This is a genomic window from Eisenbergiella massiliensis (assembly GCF_003435485.1).
In genome coordinates, this window is the sequence record NZ_QVLV01000026.1 from 66,572 (window position 1) to 84,217 (window position 17,646).

Genomic DNA, 17,646 nt, shown 5'->3' on the forward strand with positions numbered 1-17,646 from the left:
GGCGAGGTATGAAGAAAAAGAAACTTAAGTTTTCCGATGTCCTGATTTATTTTTTCCTGCTTTTCTGCGGGATCATCTGCCTCGTCCCCATACTGAACACCATTGCCATTTCCTTCAGTGACAGGACGAGCGCGGCGATGGGGCTGGTGAAGCTGTGGCCGGTGAATTTCACGCTTGCCTCCTATCAGAACATGCTGGAGGAAACCCAGTTCTGGACCTCCTTCGGCGTATCGCTGGAACGGGTGCTCATCGGCGTAGCCCTGAATATGGTGCTTTCCATACTTATGGCCTATCCTCTGTCCAAGGCGCCGTCCCAGTTTCGGAGTAAAAAAATCTATATGTGGATCGTGGTATTTACCATGCTTTTCAGCGGCGGCCTGGTGCCCACCTTTATGGTCATCAATAAGCTGCACATGATGGATACCTTCTGGGCGCTGGTGCTCCCGGGCGCGGTGCCGGTATTCAATGTTATTATTCTGATGAATTTTTTCAAAGCTATTCCTCAATCCCTGGAGGAATCCGCTTATGTGGACGGGGCCGGCCCCTGGGTGGTGCTGGGGAAAATATTTCTGCCCCTGTCCAAGGCACCCCTGGCTACCATCGGGCTGTTTGCCGTGGTTAGCCACTGGAATTCCTACTTTGACGGAAAAATTTACATCAATTCCATGAACAGGCTGCCTCTGCAGACCTATATCCAGTCCCTGTCCTCCTCACTGAATACAGATATGATGGCATCCATGACAGCCGAGGAGGTACAGGAAATGCTTGCCGTTTCCAGCCTGACCTTCAATTCCGCCAAGGTTATCGTATCCATGGTGCCGATTCTGCTTCTCTATCCGTTCCTGCAGCGTTATTTTGTTACAGGCATGGTGGTGGGAGCCGTAAAGGAGTGAGTAAAATGAATGAGGAAAAACAGCCTTCCGCCAAAATCCATATCCTGGGAAGCTGCTCCGGTACCGAGCCTTTTCCCGGCCGCCACCATACCAGCCTGGCTATAGAACTTCCTGACAGTCTCTTCTTTTTAGATGCGGGGGAGACCTGTTCTTATACCGCCCATCTCATGGGCCTTGATCTGCTCAAAACAAGGGCTGTGTTTATTTCCCACTGCCATATGGATCATATCGGCGGCCTGCCCAATCTTCTGTGGACGATACGTAAGCTTTCCGTTGTAAAGCAAAAGCTGCCGGTTTCCCCTGTCATCCATACCTACCTGCCCTGTCTGGATTCCTATGAAGGGATGATGGCGCTTCTTAACAATACGGAAGACGGCTTTCGCTGCGGCTATGGCCATCAGGCTCATGCTGTCAGAGACGGACTGCTGTGGAGCGGGGAGGAGGAGGCATTTACGTTAGAGGCCGTCCACAACCATCATCTGCCTTATACGCCGCCTGCGCCGTACCTTTCCTTTTCCTTCCGCATCGGGCTTGCCGGGAAAAGTATTTTTTATTCCGGGGATACCAGCCTTGAGGATCTTGCGGATACCGTCCCGGATTACTGTGACCTTATGTTCATGGAAACCGGCCACCATCAGATCCCGCAGGTGTGCCGTTTCCTGAAGGCTGCAGGAAAAAATATCCGTACGCTTGTATTTATTCATCATGGACTGCGGGTTCTTGGAGATCCGGGAAGAGCGGAGGAGGAGCTGCGCAGGTATTGGGGAACGGACGGAGCGATCGCTTATGATGGTATGACAATTTCTTTGCAGTGAGTAAGATAAGCGTATACCGGAACTTCAGGCTTTGAAGAGAAATGGGCAAAAGGCAGGTATTCCGGTTGAAAAGACTGATTCTGTATACAAAAAACGGCGGATATTCCGCCGTTTTTTGCTGTGTAAATGATATTTGCCGGTCCGGAGGAGGATTTTATTGGATTATTATATTGCTAATAAATTATTTTTTGTTATGATGTATAATAACCAACTGACAAATACTCCGGCGTTCCGGCCTTTGGCTGGTATAAACTGATCGGTTCTTAATGGCCCTGGCCGCTGCCTGGGTAAAGGCCGGTTATTCCGGGCCTGCGGAATATGATATCCGTCGACTTTTTTAATCAAAGAGTTTGCCGTTATCACCTGGTTTACATGCCATTGTCACCCGGTTTACATAAGGAGGAGCAAATGAAGCTGATAGGAAGAGGCGCAACTGCGGAGGTCTTTGACTGCGGTGATGGTACGGTGTGCAAGCTGTTTATACCGGGCTGCCCTGTGGATGCGGTAAAAAGGGAATATGACAATGCCTGCCTGATGGAAGAAATGCGGCTCCCTGTGCCGAAGGCACATAAATTAGCCACGCTGGACAGCAGGGTAGGAATTATCTATGAAAAGATCTGCAGCGAATCCGCGCTGGATAAATTAGCAGCAGGGGAAAGCGTTGACGGCCTGATGGAAAGGTTTGCGCTTCTGCATAAGCGGATAATAAGCTGCCGGACCAGGCAGGGGATGTCCTATAAGCAGTTCCTGCTTTCCTGCATTGGGAGAAAAACACCGGATAAAGAGGCGTTGTACGAAAGGATCGAATGTCTGCCGGATGCCGATTATCTTTGCCATGGCGATTACCATCCGGGAAATGTCCTGGTGGGCGGCGACGGCTCCTGGAGGGTCATTGATTTTATGAATGTTTGTTACGGCCCCCGGGAATATGACGCCGCAAGAACCTTTTTCCTGCTGGCGCAGGGAGAATTGCCGCAGGAGGTACAAAGTACGGAGGAATCCCTTTCCATCCGCCGAAGGCTGGCTGCTCTTTATCTGGAGAAAATGCAGCTGGATTATCAGGAGATAGAAGGTTATCTTTGTATAATCAGGGAATGCCGGAAATATGAGACTCCCCCTGCCCGTAAAGAGGTTTGACTCCATTTCCCCAAAACAACAGACATTGAATCTCGCGGCATCCTGAGTTATAATAAAATTTCAGACCGGAAAACCGGATAGCCGCATACAGCGGTTTCCGGAGGAGGAAGATATAAGTGTATACATTTCAAAGCAAAGTCAGATACAGCGAGCTGGACCCGGAGCGGAAGCTGAGCATAGCGTCTATTGTAGATTATTTTCAGGACTGCTCCACGTTCCATTCGGAGCAGCTTGGCGTGGGGATTGATTATCTTGAGGAACGCAGTCTTGTGTGGGTGATGTCCTATTGGCAGATTGTGATAGACAGATACCCGAAATTATGTGACAATATAACCATTGGCACATATCCCTATGAATTCAGAGGCTTCATGGGCTTCCGTAACTTTTTTATGGAGGATGATAAAGGGGAGCGCATTATCAGGGCAAACTCTATCTGGAGCCTGATGGATCTGAAGGCCGGGCGCCCTGCGCGTCCCACGGAGGAAATGGTGAAGGCCTACGTGCCGGAGCCAAAGCTTCCCATGGATTATGAGCCGCGCAAGATAAGCCTGGAGGGAGAGGGCAGGAAAATGCCCTCCTTTACGGTAGGGAAACAGCATCTGGACAGTAATCATCATGTAAATAACGGGCAGTATATTTATATGGCCCAGGACTATCTGCCGGAAGGGTTTTCCATCGGGCAGATGCGTGCGGAATACAGAAAGTCCGCGCTGCTCCATGACTGTATTGTGCCTGAGGTGTTTGAACAGGAGGATACGCTGAAGGTATCCCTGTGTGACGGGGCAGGACAGCCCTATGCGGTTGTGGAGTTCAGAAAACAGAAGCAGTGAGGAAAATTATGCAGATTGAATTAGGAAAAATGCAGGAGCTGACGGTTGTAAAAAAGGTGGATTTCGGTGTTTACCTGGCTCCGGAGGACAACAGGGAGGACAAGGTCCTGCTTCCCGGGAAACAGGTGCCGGAGGGCTGCGGGTTGGGGGATCGGATTACCGTATTTGTATACAGGGATTCCAGGGACCGCCTGATTTCCACAACCACAAAGCCCGGCCTGTGCCTTGGCGAGGTGGCGGTGCTGACCGTGGCTCAGACGGGAAAGCTGGGCGCTTTTCTGGACTGGGGCCTGGAAAAGGATCTTTTTCTGCCGTTTAAGGAACAGACGAGACGCGTCCAGGAAGGGGAAAGCTTTCCTGCGGCGCTGTATGTGGATAAGAGCGGCCGTCTGTGCGCAACCATGAAAATTTATCATTATCTGAAAACGGACAGCCCATACCATAAGGATGACCGTGTGAGCGGCCATCTCTATGAAATCAGCCGCCAATTCGGTGCGTTTGTCGCGGTGGATAATCAGTATTCCGCCCTGATCCCCCCCAGGGAAATGTACGGGGAATTAAAGGTGGGAGATACGGTGGAGGCCAGGGTTATCGCTGTTCATGAGGACGGAAAGCTGGATCTGAGCGTGCGCGATAAAGCCTATCTCATCATAGAAACGGATGCGGATAAGGTCATGAGGCTGATTGAAAGCTTTGACGGCGTGCTTCCTTTCAACGACAAGGCTTCGCCGGAGGTCATTAAAAGAGAGACTAATATGAGCAAGAATGAATTCAAAAGAGCGGTGGGCCATCTGCTGAAAAACGGCCTCATTGAGATTACGGAAAAATCCATCAGAAAGATAAAATAGGAGCAGGGCATGAATTACAAGAAAGTAAACTGGTATTTCCTGGGTGTGATAATGCTGCATCTGGCGGTGGTCGGGGTTCTGATAGCGCTGCAGAATGTGTTTCAGATGGGGATGGCCGTCAATCTCCTGGTAAGCGAGCTGATACTGGCGGTACCCGCGGTGATTGCCCTGCTTGCTTCCAAAGAAAAACCGAACCGGGTGCTGGGATTTCATAAGCTGAAAATATCTTCAGTGCTGATGATTGTCCTCTATACCTTTCTGATGCAGCCGCTGACGACGCTTTTAAATGCGATCAGCATGCTTTTTGTGGACAATGCCGTCACTTCCATCAGCAGTGAGGTGATGAACCTTCCCTTCTGGCTGACCTTTTTCATGATGGCGCTGTTCGGGCCGTTCTGTGAAGAGTTCTGTTTCCGAGGCGTAGTATACAGAGGTTATCTGAAAAGCGGGAACGTAACGGGAGCGGTTCTTCTGTCTTCCCTGCTTTTCGGGCTGATGCATATGAATTTTAACCAGGCGCCCTACGCGTTTGCCCTGGGCGTTGCCATGGCCGTGCTTGTTGAAGCTACGGGAAGCCTGTGGTCCTCCGTTCTGATGCATGTGATATTCAATGCCCAGTCGGTGCTGTTGATGTATTTTTACCAGCATTTTATGCCTGAGGTATGGCTGCAGCAGACGCAGGCGGCGGTTACCGCCGAGGATATGCTTCCGTTAATCGGCATATACCTGGTTATTGCCGTAGTATGTACGGCGCTGGCAGCCTGCGTGCTCGTATGGCTGTGCAGGAACCAGGGACGGGATGAATATGCGGCGTGGCTTTTGCAGGAGCGGAAAAGCGGAAAGAAAAAGGGCAGGCTGGTCAGCGTGCCGCTGGTAATAGGTATTGTGGTCTGCCTGGCCTACATGCTGCTGAACGTTTTTCTCAGCCAGGGGTAAGCTGTAACGAATCCTGTACCTGTTCAGTCCCTTCGCGGGTACTGATTTTTTTCTATAAAACGCCCGCATAAGACAGGCGCGTTGCGCGCCTGGATATTATCTGTTATAATAGGACGTAGGTTATGTGCGGACCGAAAGGCCGCCTGCCGGACAGCTGTTGCAGGACGGCCGTGCCGGCGGAACGATAATGGCTGGGGGGTCTGTGCGCAGAAGGTGCCGGTCTTATTCCTGTGGGCTTTTTTGGGGAAGCCGACGAAGGAAGCGGATATACTGCAGGTGTTGCAGTATATCATGTCGGGGACAGGCATTTTTTGTCAGGGTGAAGGTATGCAGAAATATACGATATTAGGAATTAAATTATATGATTACGGGGCGCGCGAAGCGCTGCGCAATACAGACAGCTTCCTGCACAACGGGGCGCTTAATACGATTGTGTATATTTCCAGTTCCAACCTGGCGCAGGCATCCAAGGATGAACAGCTGAGGGAGTGCCTGGAGGCTGTTGACATGACGATTTGTACGGAACCGGATGTGCTTGAGGCAGCAGGGATAGCCGGAAGGAACAGAATCCGCGAGATTGACGAAAAGGTTTATCTGCGGGAGCTTCTGAAGAAATTCGGAAGGAACCGCAACAGTGTGTATCTTCTGGCGGATACCCATGACAATCTGGAGGTGCTTGGGGAAATCATTTCCGAATATCAGGATAATCTCCTGATCCGGGGCTGCGGTGCCTATGAAGATTTTGGGAACCAGCCGGAAAGACTTGTTAATGCACTTAACGACCTGGCGCCGGATGTGGTGATATCCAGAATGCCGTGGCCGGAGGATCTTTATCTGATGCATGACTATGGACATTTTGTTAATGCGGAGCTATGGGTTTCCCTCCCCTTTGGAGCGGTGACCTGGGTGCAGAATCCCTCCCTGTTCGCGCGGCTGAAGCGCAAGCTGGTATACCGGGCTTTTGCACATAATGTGAATGAATACAATAAGAAAAGGGACGGGTGAATGAGCCTGTCTTTTTTTGTTTAGGTTGCCCAGAAGGTAAAAAATAGGATAAATGAAAAAAAAGCTCAAAAGTGCATAAATTTTTTGAGTTTCCTATGGATCTTTTTGTGGTTTTCAATTAAAATGGAAAAAGGGTGTTACAATAGGCAATTTTCCGGCGGCCATAACGTTTGTGGAAATTGCATAGAGAAGGAGTGGGGTAAGAATATGATATCAAATCAGGTATTACAGACGACAATTGACGGGCTGCGCAGCATCGCACGGGTTGACCTGTGTGTCGTTGACGTGGACGGCAAAATGATCGCAACGACATCCGAGGAAATGAGCAATTGTCTGGGTGCTGCACAGGATTTTTCCAGATCCCCCGCAGACAGCCAGGAAGTGCAGGGTTACCAGTTTTTCAAAATTTTTGATGAAGCGCAGCTGGAATATATCCTTGTGATCGGAGGCTCCGGCGAGGACGTTTACATGATCGGGAAGATGGTTGCTTTCCAGATTCAGAGCCTTCTGGTAGCTTACAAGGAACGGTTTGACAAGGATAATTTCATTAAGAACCTGCTCCTGGACAATCTGCTTCTGGTGGACATTTACAGCAGGGCGAAGAAGCTTCATATTCCCACGGACGTGTCCAGAGTCGCGCTGATCATCGAATCGGAGAACAGCAGGGACAGCAATGTCCTGGAACTGATGCGCGGCAGCTTTGGCAGCAATAACAAGGATTTCATCACGGCAGTGGATGAAAATAATGTAATCGTTGTAAAGGAACTGGTGGAGGCTGACGCCGGCAAGGAAATCGAACGCGCGGCCAGGACCATTGACGATTTTCTGGAAAAAGAAGGAATTGCGGGCGTGCGTATCGCCTACGGAACCATAGTAAAAGAAATCAAAGAGGTGAGCCGCTCCTACAAGGAAGCCAAAATGGCGCTGGATGTGGGAAAAATTTTCTTTGACGAACGAAACATTATCGCATACAATGAATTGGGTATCGGAAGGCTGATTTACCAGCTTCCCATTCCTCTTTGCAAGATGTTTATCAAGGAAATTTTCGGCGGGAAAAGCCCGGATGATTTCGATGAAGAGACGCTTACCACAATCAATAAATTTTTTGAAAACAGCCTGAATGTATCAGAGACAAGCCGTCAGCTGTTTATCCACAGGAATACGCTTGTATACCGCCTGGATAAGCTGCAGAAGAGCACCGGTCTTGATTTGCGTGTGTTTGAGGATGCCATTACCTTTAAGATCGCGTTGATGGTTGTAAAATATATGAAGTACATGGAAACGTTTGAATATTAGGCTGCCGTTTTTTAGGCCGCCGGGATAGCGAGGTGTAGGTTTTGGGACTTTTTGGTACGAGGAAGACAAAAAGGAGAATTAAGGATGACGGCTCCGTCATAGTTCTTGACAGGGTAAGCAAGAGCTATTCGACGGGCGCTCCTGCTTTGAACGGAGTGAACCTGCGGGTAAAAAAGGGAGAGTTTGTTTTTATCGTGGGTGACAGCGGTTCCGGAAAGTCCACCCTCATCAAGCTTCTGCTGCGGGAACTGACGCCCACCTCCGGCACCATTCTGGTGAACGGACAGAGCGTGGCGGATTTGAAGCCGCGCCAGATACCAAGGTACAGAAGGAACCTGGGGATCGTATTCCAGGATTTCCGTCTGCTCAAGGACAGGAATGTCTACGAGAACGTGGCGTTCGCACAGCGGATTATCCAGGTACCCACAAAGGAAATCAAACGGAATGTCCCGGCAATTCTGGCGACCGTGGGGCTTGCGGGGAAATATAAAGCAAAGCCGAAGCAGCTTTCCGGCGGGGAGCAGCAGAGAGTGGCCCTGGCCAGGGCTCTGATCAACAGGCCGCCCATCCTGCTTGCCGACGAACCTACCGGAAACCTGGATCCCAAGAACTCCTGGGAAATCATGAAGCTTCTGGAGAAAATCAACGAAGGGGGAACCACAATACTGGTAGTAACCCACAACCGTGAAATCGTAAATGAAATGCGTAAGCGGGTTGTTACGATGAAGAAAGGCGTCATCGTGAGCGACGAAGAAAAAGGTGGTTATATCGATGAGAATTAGTACATTTTTTTATACGCTGAAACAGGGTATTATCAATATTTTCCGTAATAAATGGTTTTCTCTCGCTTCAGTGGCGACTATCAGCGCCTGCCTGTTTCTTTTCGGATTGTTTTATGCGGTGATTGCCAACTTCCAGAGTATTGTGAAAACGGCGGAGGAAGGCGTGTCGGTTACGATTTTCTTCCAGCCGGGTACCACGGAAGAGCAAATGAAGGAAATCGGGGATAAGATAGAGGCGCGGGAAGAGGTGTCCAAGGTGGAATTTACCTCCGCGGATGAAGCCTGGGATTATTACAGGGCGAACTGGATTCCTGAGGAATTTTCTGATGGCTTCCCGGATAACCCCCTTGAGAATTCAGCCAGCTACGCGATCTATATGAAGGATATCGCGGAGCAGGCGGCGCTGGTGGATTATCTGAACACCATACCGGAGATCAAGACGGTCAACCAGTCGGAGCTTGCGGCAACCACCCTTACGGGTGTGAATGCACTTGTGGCATATGTGTCGGCGGGCATTATCCTGATCCTGCTGCTTGTTTCTGTTTTCCTGATAAGCAATACCGTTACCATTGGTATTTCTGTCAGAAAGGAAGAAATCAGCATTATGAAATATATCGGAGCGACGGATTTCTTTGTAAGGGCGCCCTTTGTAATTGAGGGTATCCTGATCGGCATCCTCGGATCCGCATTCCCTCTGGGAACGATTTATGTGTTATACAATAAGGTTGTGGATTATATAGGGACCAAATTTTCCGTACTGTCTAATCTGCTGCATTTCCTGCCTGTAAATACAATTTTTACAACATTGGCCCCGGTCATAGTAATCGTTGGTGTGGGCATCGGTTTCATGGGAAGTTTCATTACGGTCCGCAAGCATCTGCGTGTCTGATAAGACGAAGCGGTTTGTCTGTGCGGTGCGGTGGAGAATATGATAAAGAACAGAAGAGATATCAGTCTTTTGCTCTGCCTTGTGCTTCTTTTTTCCTGGTTTTTTCCGGAAATAGGAAGCGAAGCGGCAACCTCCAGCGAACTGGAGCAGAGCATTAAGGAAAAGGAATCTGCGATAACGGAGGCACAGGAGCAGAAAAAACAGCTTCAGTCCACAATGTCGGATATACAGGCCATGGTAGACAGCCTGGAGAGCTCCAAAAATGACCTGGAGGCATATGTAAAGCAGCTGGATGGCAATCTTGCACAGATTCAGTCTAAAATCAATGAGCTGAAGTCCATGATTTCTGAAAAGGAAGAGGAAATCAGGGAGACCCAGAAGCAGCTGGAGGAAGCCATTGAGCGGGAGGAGCAGCAGTATGCGGCCATGAAGGTGCGCATCCAGTATTCCTATGAACGGGGAAGCAGTAACTATATTGAGATGCTGCTGGCTTCAAAGAGCTTCGGGGAATTTCTCAACAATGCCAATTACATGGAGCAGATGAATGAATATGACCAGCGGCAGCTGGAAGAGTACCAGAAGAACCGTGAACTGGTGGAAACATGTAAAAAGGCGCTGGAGGAGGAGCAGGAGGTGCTGGAGCAGGCCAAGGCTGAGGTGGAAAAGGAAGAAGCCGGCCTGGAAACGCTGATCAGCCAGAAGGAACAGCAGATTACTGCTTTTCAGGGCGATATCAGCAATAAAGAGGCTGCCATCAAGGAATATGAAGCGGATATTGCGGCGCAGAATTCCACAATCGCCGCTTTGGAAGCGGCGGCAGCGGCGGAAAGAAAGCAGCTGGAGGAATTAAATAAGCCGAAGGTGACCTATGACGGAGGCATGTTCCAGTTCCCGCTTACTTCTTATAAGAGGATTTCAGATGAATACGGCTACAGAATCCATCCGACGCTTGGTGTGAAGAAGTTCCATAACGGTGTGGATTTTGCAGCGGCCAGCGGTACGCCGATACTGGCGGCCTATGACGGAACCGTGGTGGGCGCCGCATATAACAGCTCTATGGGAAATTACGTCATGCTCAACCATGGGGACGGGCTTTATACAATTTACATGCATGCTTCCTCACTGAATGTCTCCCAGGGGCAGACGGTGACCAAAGGGCAGCAGATCGCAGCGGTAGGCTCCACGGGACGTTCCACCGGACCTCATCTGCATTTCAGTGTGAGATTGAACGGGGAATATGTAAACCCCTGGAATTATTTAAAATAGTTTACTATATACTAGAACAGGACGTAAACTTTGGAACCGGGCGGGGGCAGCGGATAAAGCTTGCAGCCCGGTTTTTATTTTCCGGAGCCACTGACGGATAAACATTTAGTAAAACGGCCTGACAGCCGCAGGAATCGAGGTTAACGATGAGTAATAAGAAAAGCTTCTTGGGAGGGATAGTTACAGGAGTACTGGCGGCAGCGCTGATTTTAAGCGGTGTTTTTATGGGGCGTTCCGCCTGGAATCTGTTTCAGGCGTCAAGAGCGCAGGAGGCAGCGTCACAGAGCGCGGCAGAAAACACAGGCAGCGATACTGTTGCCAATCAGCGGACTATGGATAAGCTGAAGCTGCTGGAGGATACCATAGGAAAGTATTATCTGGAAAGCGTGGACGAACAGACACTGGAAAAAGGCGTGTACGATGGGCTGGTTAAAGCTCTGGGAGATCCCTACTCCGTTTATTATTCAGCTGAGGAACTGAAAGAGCTGCAGGACAAAACTGAGGGTATCTATTATGGCATCGGCGCTTATATCGGCATTGATGCGGACACCAGCCTGCCCCGCCTGACGGGGATTATCGAAGGTACGCCCGCCCAGGAAAGCGGGCTGCGGGCAGGAGATCTTCTTTATAAGGTGGATGGGGAAGAGGTCCAGGGACTGGAGCTGACGCAGGTAGTCAGCAAGGTAAAGGGCGAGGAAGGCACTACGGTGCATCTTACCATTATCAGAGAGGGTGAGTCGGATTATCTGGAAATTGACGTTGTGCGCAGAAAGGTGGAAAGCCCTACTGTTAACCAGAAGATGCTGGACAACAACATCGGATATATCCAGATTACCGAGTTTGACACGGTAACCCTGGATCAGTTTACGGAAGCCCTGGCAGTATGCCGCGGTTCGGGAATGAAGGGGCTGATTCTTGACCTGAGAGGAAACCCGGGCGGAAATCTGAACACGGTCTGCGATATCGCCCGCGAGATCCTTCCCAAAGGCCTGATTGTATATACGGAAGACAAGAACGGGAAAAGGACGGAATATACCTGCGATGGAACAAACCAGATAAAGGAGCCGCTGGTAGTCCTTGTGGACAGCGGCAGCGCCAGTGCTTCGGAGATCCTGGCCGGGGCGATTAAGGATTATGGAATCGGAACGCTGGTGGGCACAACGACCTTTGGAAAGGGTATTGTGCAGCGGATTATTTCCCTTTCTGACGGATCGGCTGTAAAGCTTACCGTGAGCAACTATTATACCCCGAATGGGAACAATATCCATAAAATCGGTATTGCACCGGATATTGAGGAGAAGTTTGACGGGGAAGCTTATTATAATGACGGTGTGGATAACCAGTTGAATAAGGCGATTGAAGTAATGAACGGGAAGCTGGGGGATGGGCAGTAAACTGTTGGCCGCACGTGTTTGCCGTGCAGGGCTGTGATACAATGGGTACGGTATCATAGCTCTGTTTTTATATAAATATTGAGTAGAAGAATTGAAGTTGAGGACGAAGCGGTTATTCGAAGGCTTCGAAAGAACAGGATTGATAAAATCAAGCGATTCAGCGAGGTGGATTATGGATATAAAAGAAATAATTGACAGTGATTTCAGAGGTAATATATACGTTGTCCAAGATGGTAAGGTGATAATAGAAAATGTATCAGGCTTTGCTGATTTGGCCAATGAAATTCCAAATACGTTGGAAACAAAATTTGCAAGCGCATCAGCAGGAAAAGTCTTTGTTGCGGTAGCCATTTTGCAGTTAATTGAACAAGGGAAACTGAATTTTGATGATACATTAGGAAAACTGCTGGATATTGATTTGCACGATATAGATGCAGATGTGACAGTAGAACAATTATTAAATCATACTTCGGGAGTCCCGGATTATTTTGATGAAAGCATTATGGACGAATACGAGGATTTATGGGTTGATTTTCCTAATTACAAAATCAGACATAACAATGACCTGCTCCCGTTGTTTATAGAGAAGCCTATGATGTATCCGAAGGGTGAAAAATTCCAATATAATAATTCAGGGTTTGTGCTGCTTGCGTCAATAATCGAAAAAGTAACGGAAATGTATTTTGACAAATATCTGCAGACAAATATCTTTGATATATGCGGTATGAGCGGAACGGGTTACTATGCACTGGACAGATTACCGGCAAAATGTGCAAATAATTATATTTATTGTGCTGACACAGATGATTACCGTACCAATATTTTTTCTGTTGATGTAAATGGAACAGGCGCAGGGGGAGCGTTTATCACGGTAAAAGATATCCTTAGCTTTTGGACGAATTTATTGAGCGGAAAACTTATTTCAAAGGAGCTTCTCTCAAAAATGTTTACTAAGCAAAGCGGGGACGGTATTGATGCCGAAGAAGGCTATTATGGCTATGGGATATGGATTATTGACAATCCATGTGGCAAAGATTTTGTTTACTTTCAGGGCTGTGACCCTGGTGTGAGTTTTCTTTCTGAATATAATCCTAATAATGGCATGATTTCTGTTTTGGTAAGTAATTATGGGGATAATGTCTGGAAAGAAATGAGAAAGATCAGAAAGAAATTTTATAAGTAGTATTGTAAGGGTTCAGGATGGCGCAAAAACGGTCTTATAGGCCAGCTTAACGACTGTTTTTGCACCAATATTCCCGGTGCACTGAACTGTTGTCAGAGAAGAAAAAAGCCTCGATTGGTACTGCTCTTGTGCCGTTGCTTTCTGGGCTGTCTGGTTAATGAAAGCTATATGAGGGGGGCTCTTGCATAACTGAGCCTGTCCATTTATTTTTTCATCTACCTATTGAATATTTCGTCCATATTAAACTATAATATGGACGAAAGGGTAAAAGGCTGGACGAAAAGATTCTGTCAAAGACGGGTACGGATATGAGAACATTTGATTATATGAAACTGGCAGACCGGATGTGGGATAGCGAAATTCTTACTTATGTTGCCAAAATACATGAATATAAAGGAAAACAGGAACTATATGTGTGGCAGAAGCCTGTGGAGCTGGGACGCCCATCGTGATTTATTAAAACATGCCGGCTTGTCATATGGCGGTCAATTTAAGAACATACAGAACCATATTAATGAGACAAAACCAGACGGAACTGTAGTGACACGCTTTACTCCGCTGGCCCCTTATGAAACAGAACCAGCGATTGGGGCCATCTGTGAAAGCTATCGTCAGACATTGGCCATGGAGGTCATAGACCCTCTGATTCTGATTCCGACTTTTATCTGCGACTTTCTGTGCATCCATCCATTTAATGATGGAAATGGAAGAATGAGCCGACTGCTCACCTTGTTACTTCTCTATCAAAATAGCTATGAGGTGGGTAAGTATATCAGTGTTGAAAAGAAGATAGAGGAAACCAAAGATGTCTATTACGGTGTACTGGAATGCATTGATGCAGGATGGCATGAGGAACAGAATGATCCCACGCCATTCATTAAGTATATGCTTCAGATGATTCTTGCCTGCTATACTGAGTTTGAAGCCAGAGTAGGTTTGGTATCCGACAGTAATCGAAGCACGGTCTATGATGTGGTAAAAGCCTATGTGACCGGAAAAATTGGTAAGTTTACCGGCGCAGAAGTGATTGCTGATTGTCCCAGCGGAAGCCGTTCTGCTGTGCTGGGAGCATTGAAACGACTTACCGATGAGGAGGTCATTGTGAAATGCGGAACTGGTCGCAGAACCTTTTATGTGCGGAAGGACGCTATGGAATGATAGGGTTTCGTCCAAATGGAACAAAGAAATAGATGATAATTGAATTAGTATTATCTTGGATATGGTAAAATTACACCTATTACTATTAGTAGACCTTCTGTTCATGAAGAGTATGAATTATATCACTTTACTGATACAGAGGCAGAATTAAAAAAGCTGTTGTAAATATGTTGATGAAATAAAAACAAAGTATAGAACAAACATTCGATGTTTCTCTGTACTTTGTTTTTATATTCTGATATAATGAGGTTTACGTAAGAAGAATATTACTGATTATGAAGAAGAGAATAACTAATGTATTCATAAAAGAGGACTTTTATGGATCATTTTGAAATAGTTTCAGAATATAAACTAACCTTGATCATAGCCAATAACAAAACATTGGCAGGCCAGCTATATGGAGAATTCAAAGAGTTTTTCCAAATAACGCGGTGGAGTATTTTGTCTACTGCTATGAAGTTATATTATTTACCTTTATTATCTCGTATGGATTTAGATTTGGAAAAATTGAAGAACCAGAAAAATTTTGATAAAAGGGCATAAATGGGATATATATGGGTAATTTGGGATTGGCGTTATCTTTAATACACCTATTCTGAAAGGAGAGTTACCGCAGATTAAATGCGAGTGTCGGGGAGATGCAACTGAGTGTGCCATGACAATCTCGTGAGAGGAAATTAACTATCGCTTGTTGCTAGAGTGCATGGAGATATATGGATGTTTATTTGAGTGTAAAATTGAGGAAATATTTAAACATTATACAGATGAAATAGAAGCCGTACAGCATGCAAAAGATATAGAAGAAGCATATGTAAAGATTATTGAAACAGGAATAACAAAAGCGCAGCCGCATGTTATTACAATAGAAAAGTTAAAAACTAAGATAGAGCAGTTGTTGCAAAATTACAATATCTGATTATGCTTTTGACTATAAAACGGATATGGAACGTATGGGGAACGCAATATGAATTCGCTACACGCATGTAGCGAATTTAATCAGAGGTTAGATGTACGAAAAAAACTGTTGAAAAATCTATCGAAGGAATTGTTAGATGAATTTGGGAACAGTGAAAATGAGAGAATTATTTGTTGAAAAAATAGAAGAGAGGCAGGTGAAGATAGATAGATTTTGATATAAAACACTTTGATGATTATCGGGAAAATTATCGCCTGGAGGCAAAAAAAACAAGAGGCGGTTTGCCAAATAGCTTATGGGATACGTACTCTGCCATGGCAAACTGTTATGGCGGGGTAATTCTGCTTGGTGTAATTGAGCGTGAGGATGGTAGTTTTGCAACAACCGGTTTAAAAATATTGAAAAATTGAAAAAGGATTTCTGGAATGTAATCAATGATAGAAAGAAGGTCAGTATTAACCTGCTTACAGATGAGGATGTAAAAGCATATGAGATTCATGACGATGTTGTTATGTCTATTCATGTGCCACAGGCAACACGTGAGGAAAAACCGGTTTACCTGAATGACAATTTATTTGGCGGAACATTCCGACGAAATGGAGAGGGTGATTATCATTGCACTCCAGGTGAAGTACGTGCCATGCTTTGAGATCAGACAGAAGAAACATCGGATATGAAGGTGTTGGATGAGTTGGAAATCAGTGATTTGAATTTGGATACCATACATGCCTATCGCAGCAGACATGTAGCGCTGCGTCCAAATCATGTGTGGGAAAAACTTTCGGATGCAGAGTATTTAGAGCAGATTGGGGCTGCCAGACAATCACGTACCGATAAACGGATTCGTCCAACCGGAGCAGGCCTTTTGATGTTTGGCGAGGAGTATAAGATTCTTTACGAGTATCAGGAATACTTTTTGGATTATAGAGAAATGCTTGATCCAACAATCAGATGGACCGATCGTCTGCAGTCAAGCTCTGGTGATTGGACAGGAAATTTATTCGGCTTCTTTTTTCGTGTGAACAGCAAAATCACAAAAGATCTAAAGATTCCGTTCAAGTTGGATGGAATTACCAGAATTGATGATATACCAGTGCATAAGGCAATGCGAGAGGCACTTGCCAACTGCTTGACTAATACAGACTTTTTTGTGCCACGTGGCATTGTGATTCGGAAAGATGCTGAGCATGTGATTATGGAGAATCCGGGATATATCCGAACCGGAAAAAACCAGATGCTGAAAGGTGGAATATCTGATCCTAGAAATAAGGCGCTGATGAAGATGTTTAATATCATTGGAATCGGTGAGCGTGCTGGTAGTGGGGTGCCAGATATTTTTGATGTTTGGAAATCACAGGGCTGGGAAACGCCAGTGATTGAAGAGCAGTATAATCCGGATAGAACGATTTTAATATTGCCATTCGTTCAGAAGCAATTATCACAGGGAAATAACGGTTCAAAAATCCAAAATGAACCGATAAATGAACCGATAAATGAACCGATAAATTCAACTGGGTATGAGAAAACTTTGCTTGAAAAAAGAATAATTGATATTTTAGTAATGAATTCAAATATCAGTCAACCTCAAATGGCAGAAATAATAGGAGTTTCATTATCCAGTGTGAAAAGAACTATAAAAAAGATGGTTGAATCTGGACAGATTAAACATGAGGGTAGCAAAAAGTCTGGTCGCTGGATTGTATTATAAAATAAATGCGTTTTAAAATGCTTTTTTTGCAATAAAATGCGTTAATATCCTTTAAACTTAGTGTAATAGATTTGCACAATATGGAGATAAATATGGATCATTTTGAATTAGTATCAGAATATAAACCAACCGGTGATCAGCCCTACGCCATCGCCGAACTGGTGAAAGGTTTTCAGAAAGGCAATCAGTTTCAGACATTACTTGGTGTTACCGGATCCGGTAAGACCTTTACCATGGCCAATGTTATCCGGGCCCTGAATAAGCCAACCTTGATTATTGCCCATAACAAGACATTAGCAGGCCAGTTATATGGAGAATTTAAAGAATTTTTTTCCAACAATGCGGTGGAGTATTTCGTTTCCTACTATGAAATGAAATTCCGACCACTACTGATTGGTGTTGTTTAGTGCTATTTATACTATATTTTGTGGACTATATGGACGGAATAACACCAGGCGGACTAGGTGGACAAGTGACCTTCATTCGTAAAGAAAAAGTATTAGATCAATTATCAGCTAGACCTCTTCTCAATAAAATTTCATACTAATCTCCATTCCGCGCGCCTTCGGGCGCGGCACAAATAGTAATGA

At 46.2% G+C, this 17,646-nt stretch carries 20 protein-coding genes and 1 pseudogene; all 21 read left to right on the plus strand.

Annotation, left to right across the window (positions count from 1 at the left end; all coding sequences use genetic code 11):
- Positions 1-8: 8 nt before the first annotated feature.
- A complete protein-coding gene (locus DXC51_RS24690) occupies positions 9-893 on the plus strand; it encodes a carbohydrate ABC transporter permease (protein ID WP_021638756.1) in 885 nt (294 codons plus the stop codon).
- 5 nt (positions 894-898) lie between these two features.
- Entirely contained in the window at positions 899-1,708 is an 810-nt protein-coding gene (locus DXC51_RS24695) for an MBL fold metallo-hydrolase (RefSeq protein ID WP_117545595.1), read from the plus strand.
- Between the two features lie 408 nt (positions 1,709-2,116).
- Positions 2,117-2,845 (plus strand): phosphotransferase family protein, encoded by a 729-nt coding sequence (locus DXC51_RS24700; RefSeq protein ID WP_181970190.1) that lies wholly within the window; start codon positions 2,117-2,119, stop codon positions 2,843-2,845.
- A gap of 116 nt (positions 2,846-2,961) precedes the next feature.
- Entirely contained in the window at positions 2,962-3,675 is a 714-nt protein-coding gene (locus DXC51_RS24705) for an acyl-[acyl-carrier-protein] thioesterase (RefSeq protein WP_021638751.1), read from the plus strand.
- A gap of 8 nt (positions 3,676-3,683) precedes the next feature.
- The gene (locus DXC51_RS24710) at positions 3,684-4,523 is read left to right on the plus strand and encodes a CvfB family protein (RefSeq protein WP_117545597.1); all 840 of its coding nucleotides are present in this window, start codon (positions 3,684-3,686) and stop codon (positions 4,521-4,523) included.
- Between the two features lie 9 nt (positions 4,524-4,532).
- A complete protein-coding gene (locus DXC51_RS24715; protein ID WP_117545598.1) occupies positions 4,533-5,459 on the plus strand; it encodes a type II CAAX endopeptidase family protein in 927 nt (308 codons plus the stop codon).
- A gap of 327 nt (positions 5,460-5,786) precedes the next feature.
- The gene (locus DXC51_RS24720) at positions 5,787-6,464 is read left to right on the plus strand and encodes a WecB/TagA/CpsF family glycosyltransferase (RefSeq protein ID WP_147332402.1); all 678 of its coding nucleotides are present in this window, start codon (positions 5,787-5,789) and stop codon (positions 6,462-6,464) included.
- Between the two features lie 207 nt (positions 6,465-6,671).
- The gene (locus tag DXC51_RS24725; protein WP_025488408.1) at positions 6,672-7,760 is read left to right on the plus strand and encodes a PucR family transcriptional regulator; all 1,089 of its coding nucleotides are present in this window, start codon (positions 6,672-6,674) and stop codon (positions 7,758-7,760) included.
- Positions 7,761-7,801: 41 nt separating this feature from the next.
- The gene (gene ftsE, locus DXC51_RS24730; RefSeq protein ID WP_021638745.1) at positions 7,802-8,542 is read left to right on the plus strand and encodes a cell division ATP-binding protein FtsE; all 741 of its coding nucleotides are present in this window, start codon (positions 7,802-7,804) and stop codon (positions 8,540-8,542) included.
- On the plus strand, positions 8,532-9,431 hold the full coding sequence (gene ftsX / locus DXC51_RS24735; RefSeq protein WP_021638744.1) for a permease-like cell division protein FtsX: 900 nt from the start codon (positions 8,532-8,534) through the stop codon (positions 9,429-9,431). The genes ftsE and ftsX overlap by 11 nt, the downstream gene beginning before the upstream one ends.
- A 39-nt stretch (positions 9,432-9,470) precedes the next feature.
- A complete protein-coding gene (locus DXC51_RS24740; protein WP_021638743.1) occupies positions 9,471-10,697 on the plus strand; it encodes a murein hydrolase activator EnvC family protein in 1,227 nt (408 codons plus the stop codon).
- A gap of 146 nt (positions 10,698-10,843) precedes the next feature.
- On the plus strand, positions 10,844-12,091 hold the full coding sequence (locus DXC51_RS24745) for a S41 family peptidase (RefSeq protein WP_117545600.1): 1,248 nt from the start codon (positions 10,844-10,846) through the stop codon (positions 12,089-12,091).
- A gap of 172 nt (positions 12,092-12,263) precedes the next feature.
- Positions 12,264-13,274 carry a serine hydrolase domain-containing protein gene (locus tag DXC51_RS24750; protein WP_117545601.1) on the plus strand — a complete coding sequence of 337 codons (1,011 nt, stop codon included), beginning with the start codon at positions 12,264-12,266 and terminating at the stop codon, positions 13,272-13,274.
- A 308-nt stretch (positions 13,275-13,582) separates the two neighbouring features.
- On the plus strand, positions 13,583-13,726 hold the full coding sequence (locus tag DXC51_RS30495; RefSeq protein ID WP_320918898.1) for a hypothetical protein: 144 nt from the start codon (positions 13,583-13,585) through the stop codon (positions 13,724-13,726).
- Entirely contained in the window at positions 13,686-14,432 is a 747-nt protein-coding gene (locus DXC51_RS24755) for a Fic family protein (RefSeq protein ID WP_330413874.1), read from the plus strand. Before DXC51_RS30495 ends, DXC51_RS24755 begins: the two co-directional genes overlap by 41 nt.
- A gap of 69 nt (positions 14,433-14,501) precedes the next feature.
- The gene (locus tag DXC51_RS30800) at positions 14,502-14,597 is read left to right on the plus strand and encodes a DUF6718 family protein (protein ID WP_353612059.1); all 96 of its coding nucleotides are present in this window, start codon (positions 14,502-14,504) and stop codon (positions 14,595-14,597) included.
- A 153-nt stretch (positions 14,598-14,750) separates the two neighbouring features.
- Positions 14,751-14,975, plus strand: coding sequence for a hypothetical protein (locus tag DXC51_RS29695; protein ID WP_181970191.1), 225 nt, complete (start codon positions 14,751-14,753; stop codon positions 14,973-14,975).
- A 160-nt stretch (positions 14,976-15,135) separates the two neighbouring features.
- Positions 15,136-15,348 carry a hypothetical protein gene (locus DXC51_RS24760; RefSeq protein WP_117545602.1) on the plus strand — a complete coding sequence of 71 codons (213 nt, stop codon included), beginning with the start codon at positions 15,136-15,138 and terminating at the stop codon, positions 15,346-15,348.
- Between the two features lie 406 nt (positions 15,349-15,754).
- Positions 15,755-15,997: a hypothetical protein gene (locus tag DXC51_RS30145; protein ID WP_243003266.1), complete on the plus strand. Its 243-nt coding sequence runs from the start codon at positions 15,755-15,757 to the stop codon at positions 15,995-15,997.
- A gap of 24 nt (positions 15,998-16,021) precedes the next feature.
- Positions 16,022-17,056 carry a DUF8451 domain-containing protein gene (locus DXC51_RS24765; protein WP_243003267.1) on the plus strand — a complete coding sequence of 345 codons (1,035 nt, stop codon included), beginning with the start codon at positions 16,022-16,024 and terminating at the stop codon, positions 17,054-17,056.
- A gap of 92 nt (positions 17,057-17,148) precedes the next feature.
- Positions 17,149-17,427 (plus strand): annotated as a pseudogene (locus DXC51_RS24770) (DEAD/DEAH box helicase family protein); the annotation flags it as partial.
- Between the last annotated feature and the right edge of the window lie 219 nt (positions 17,428-17,646).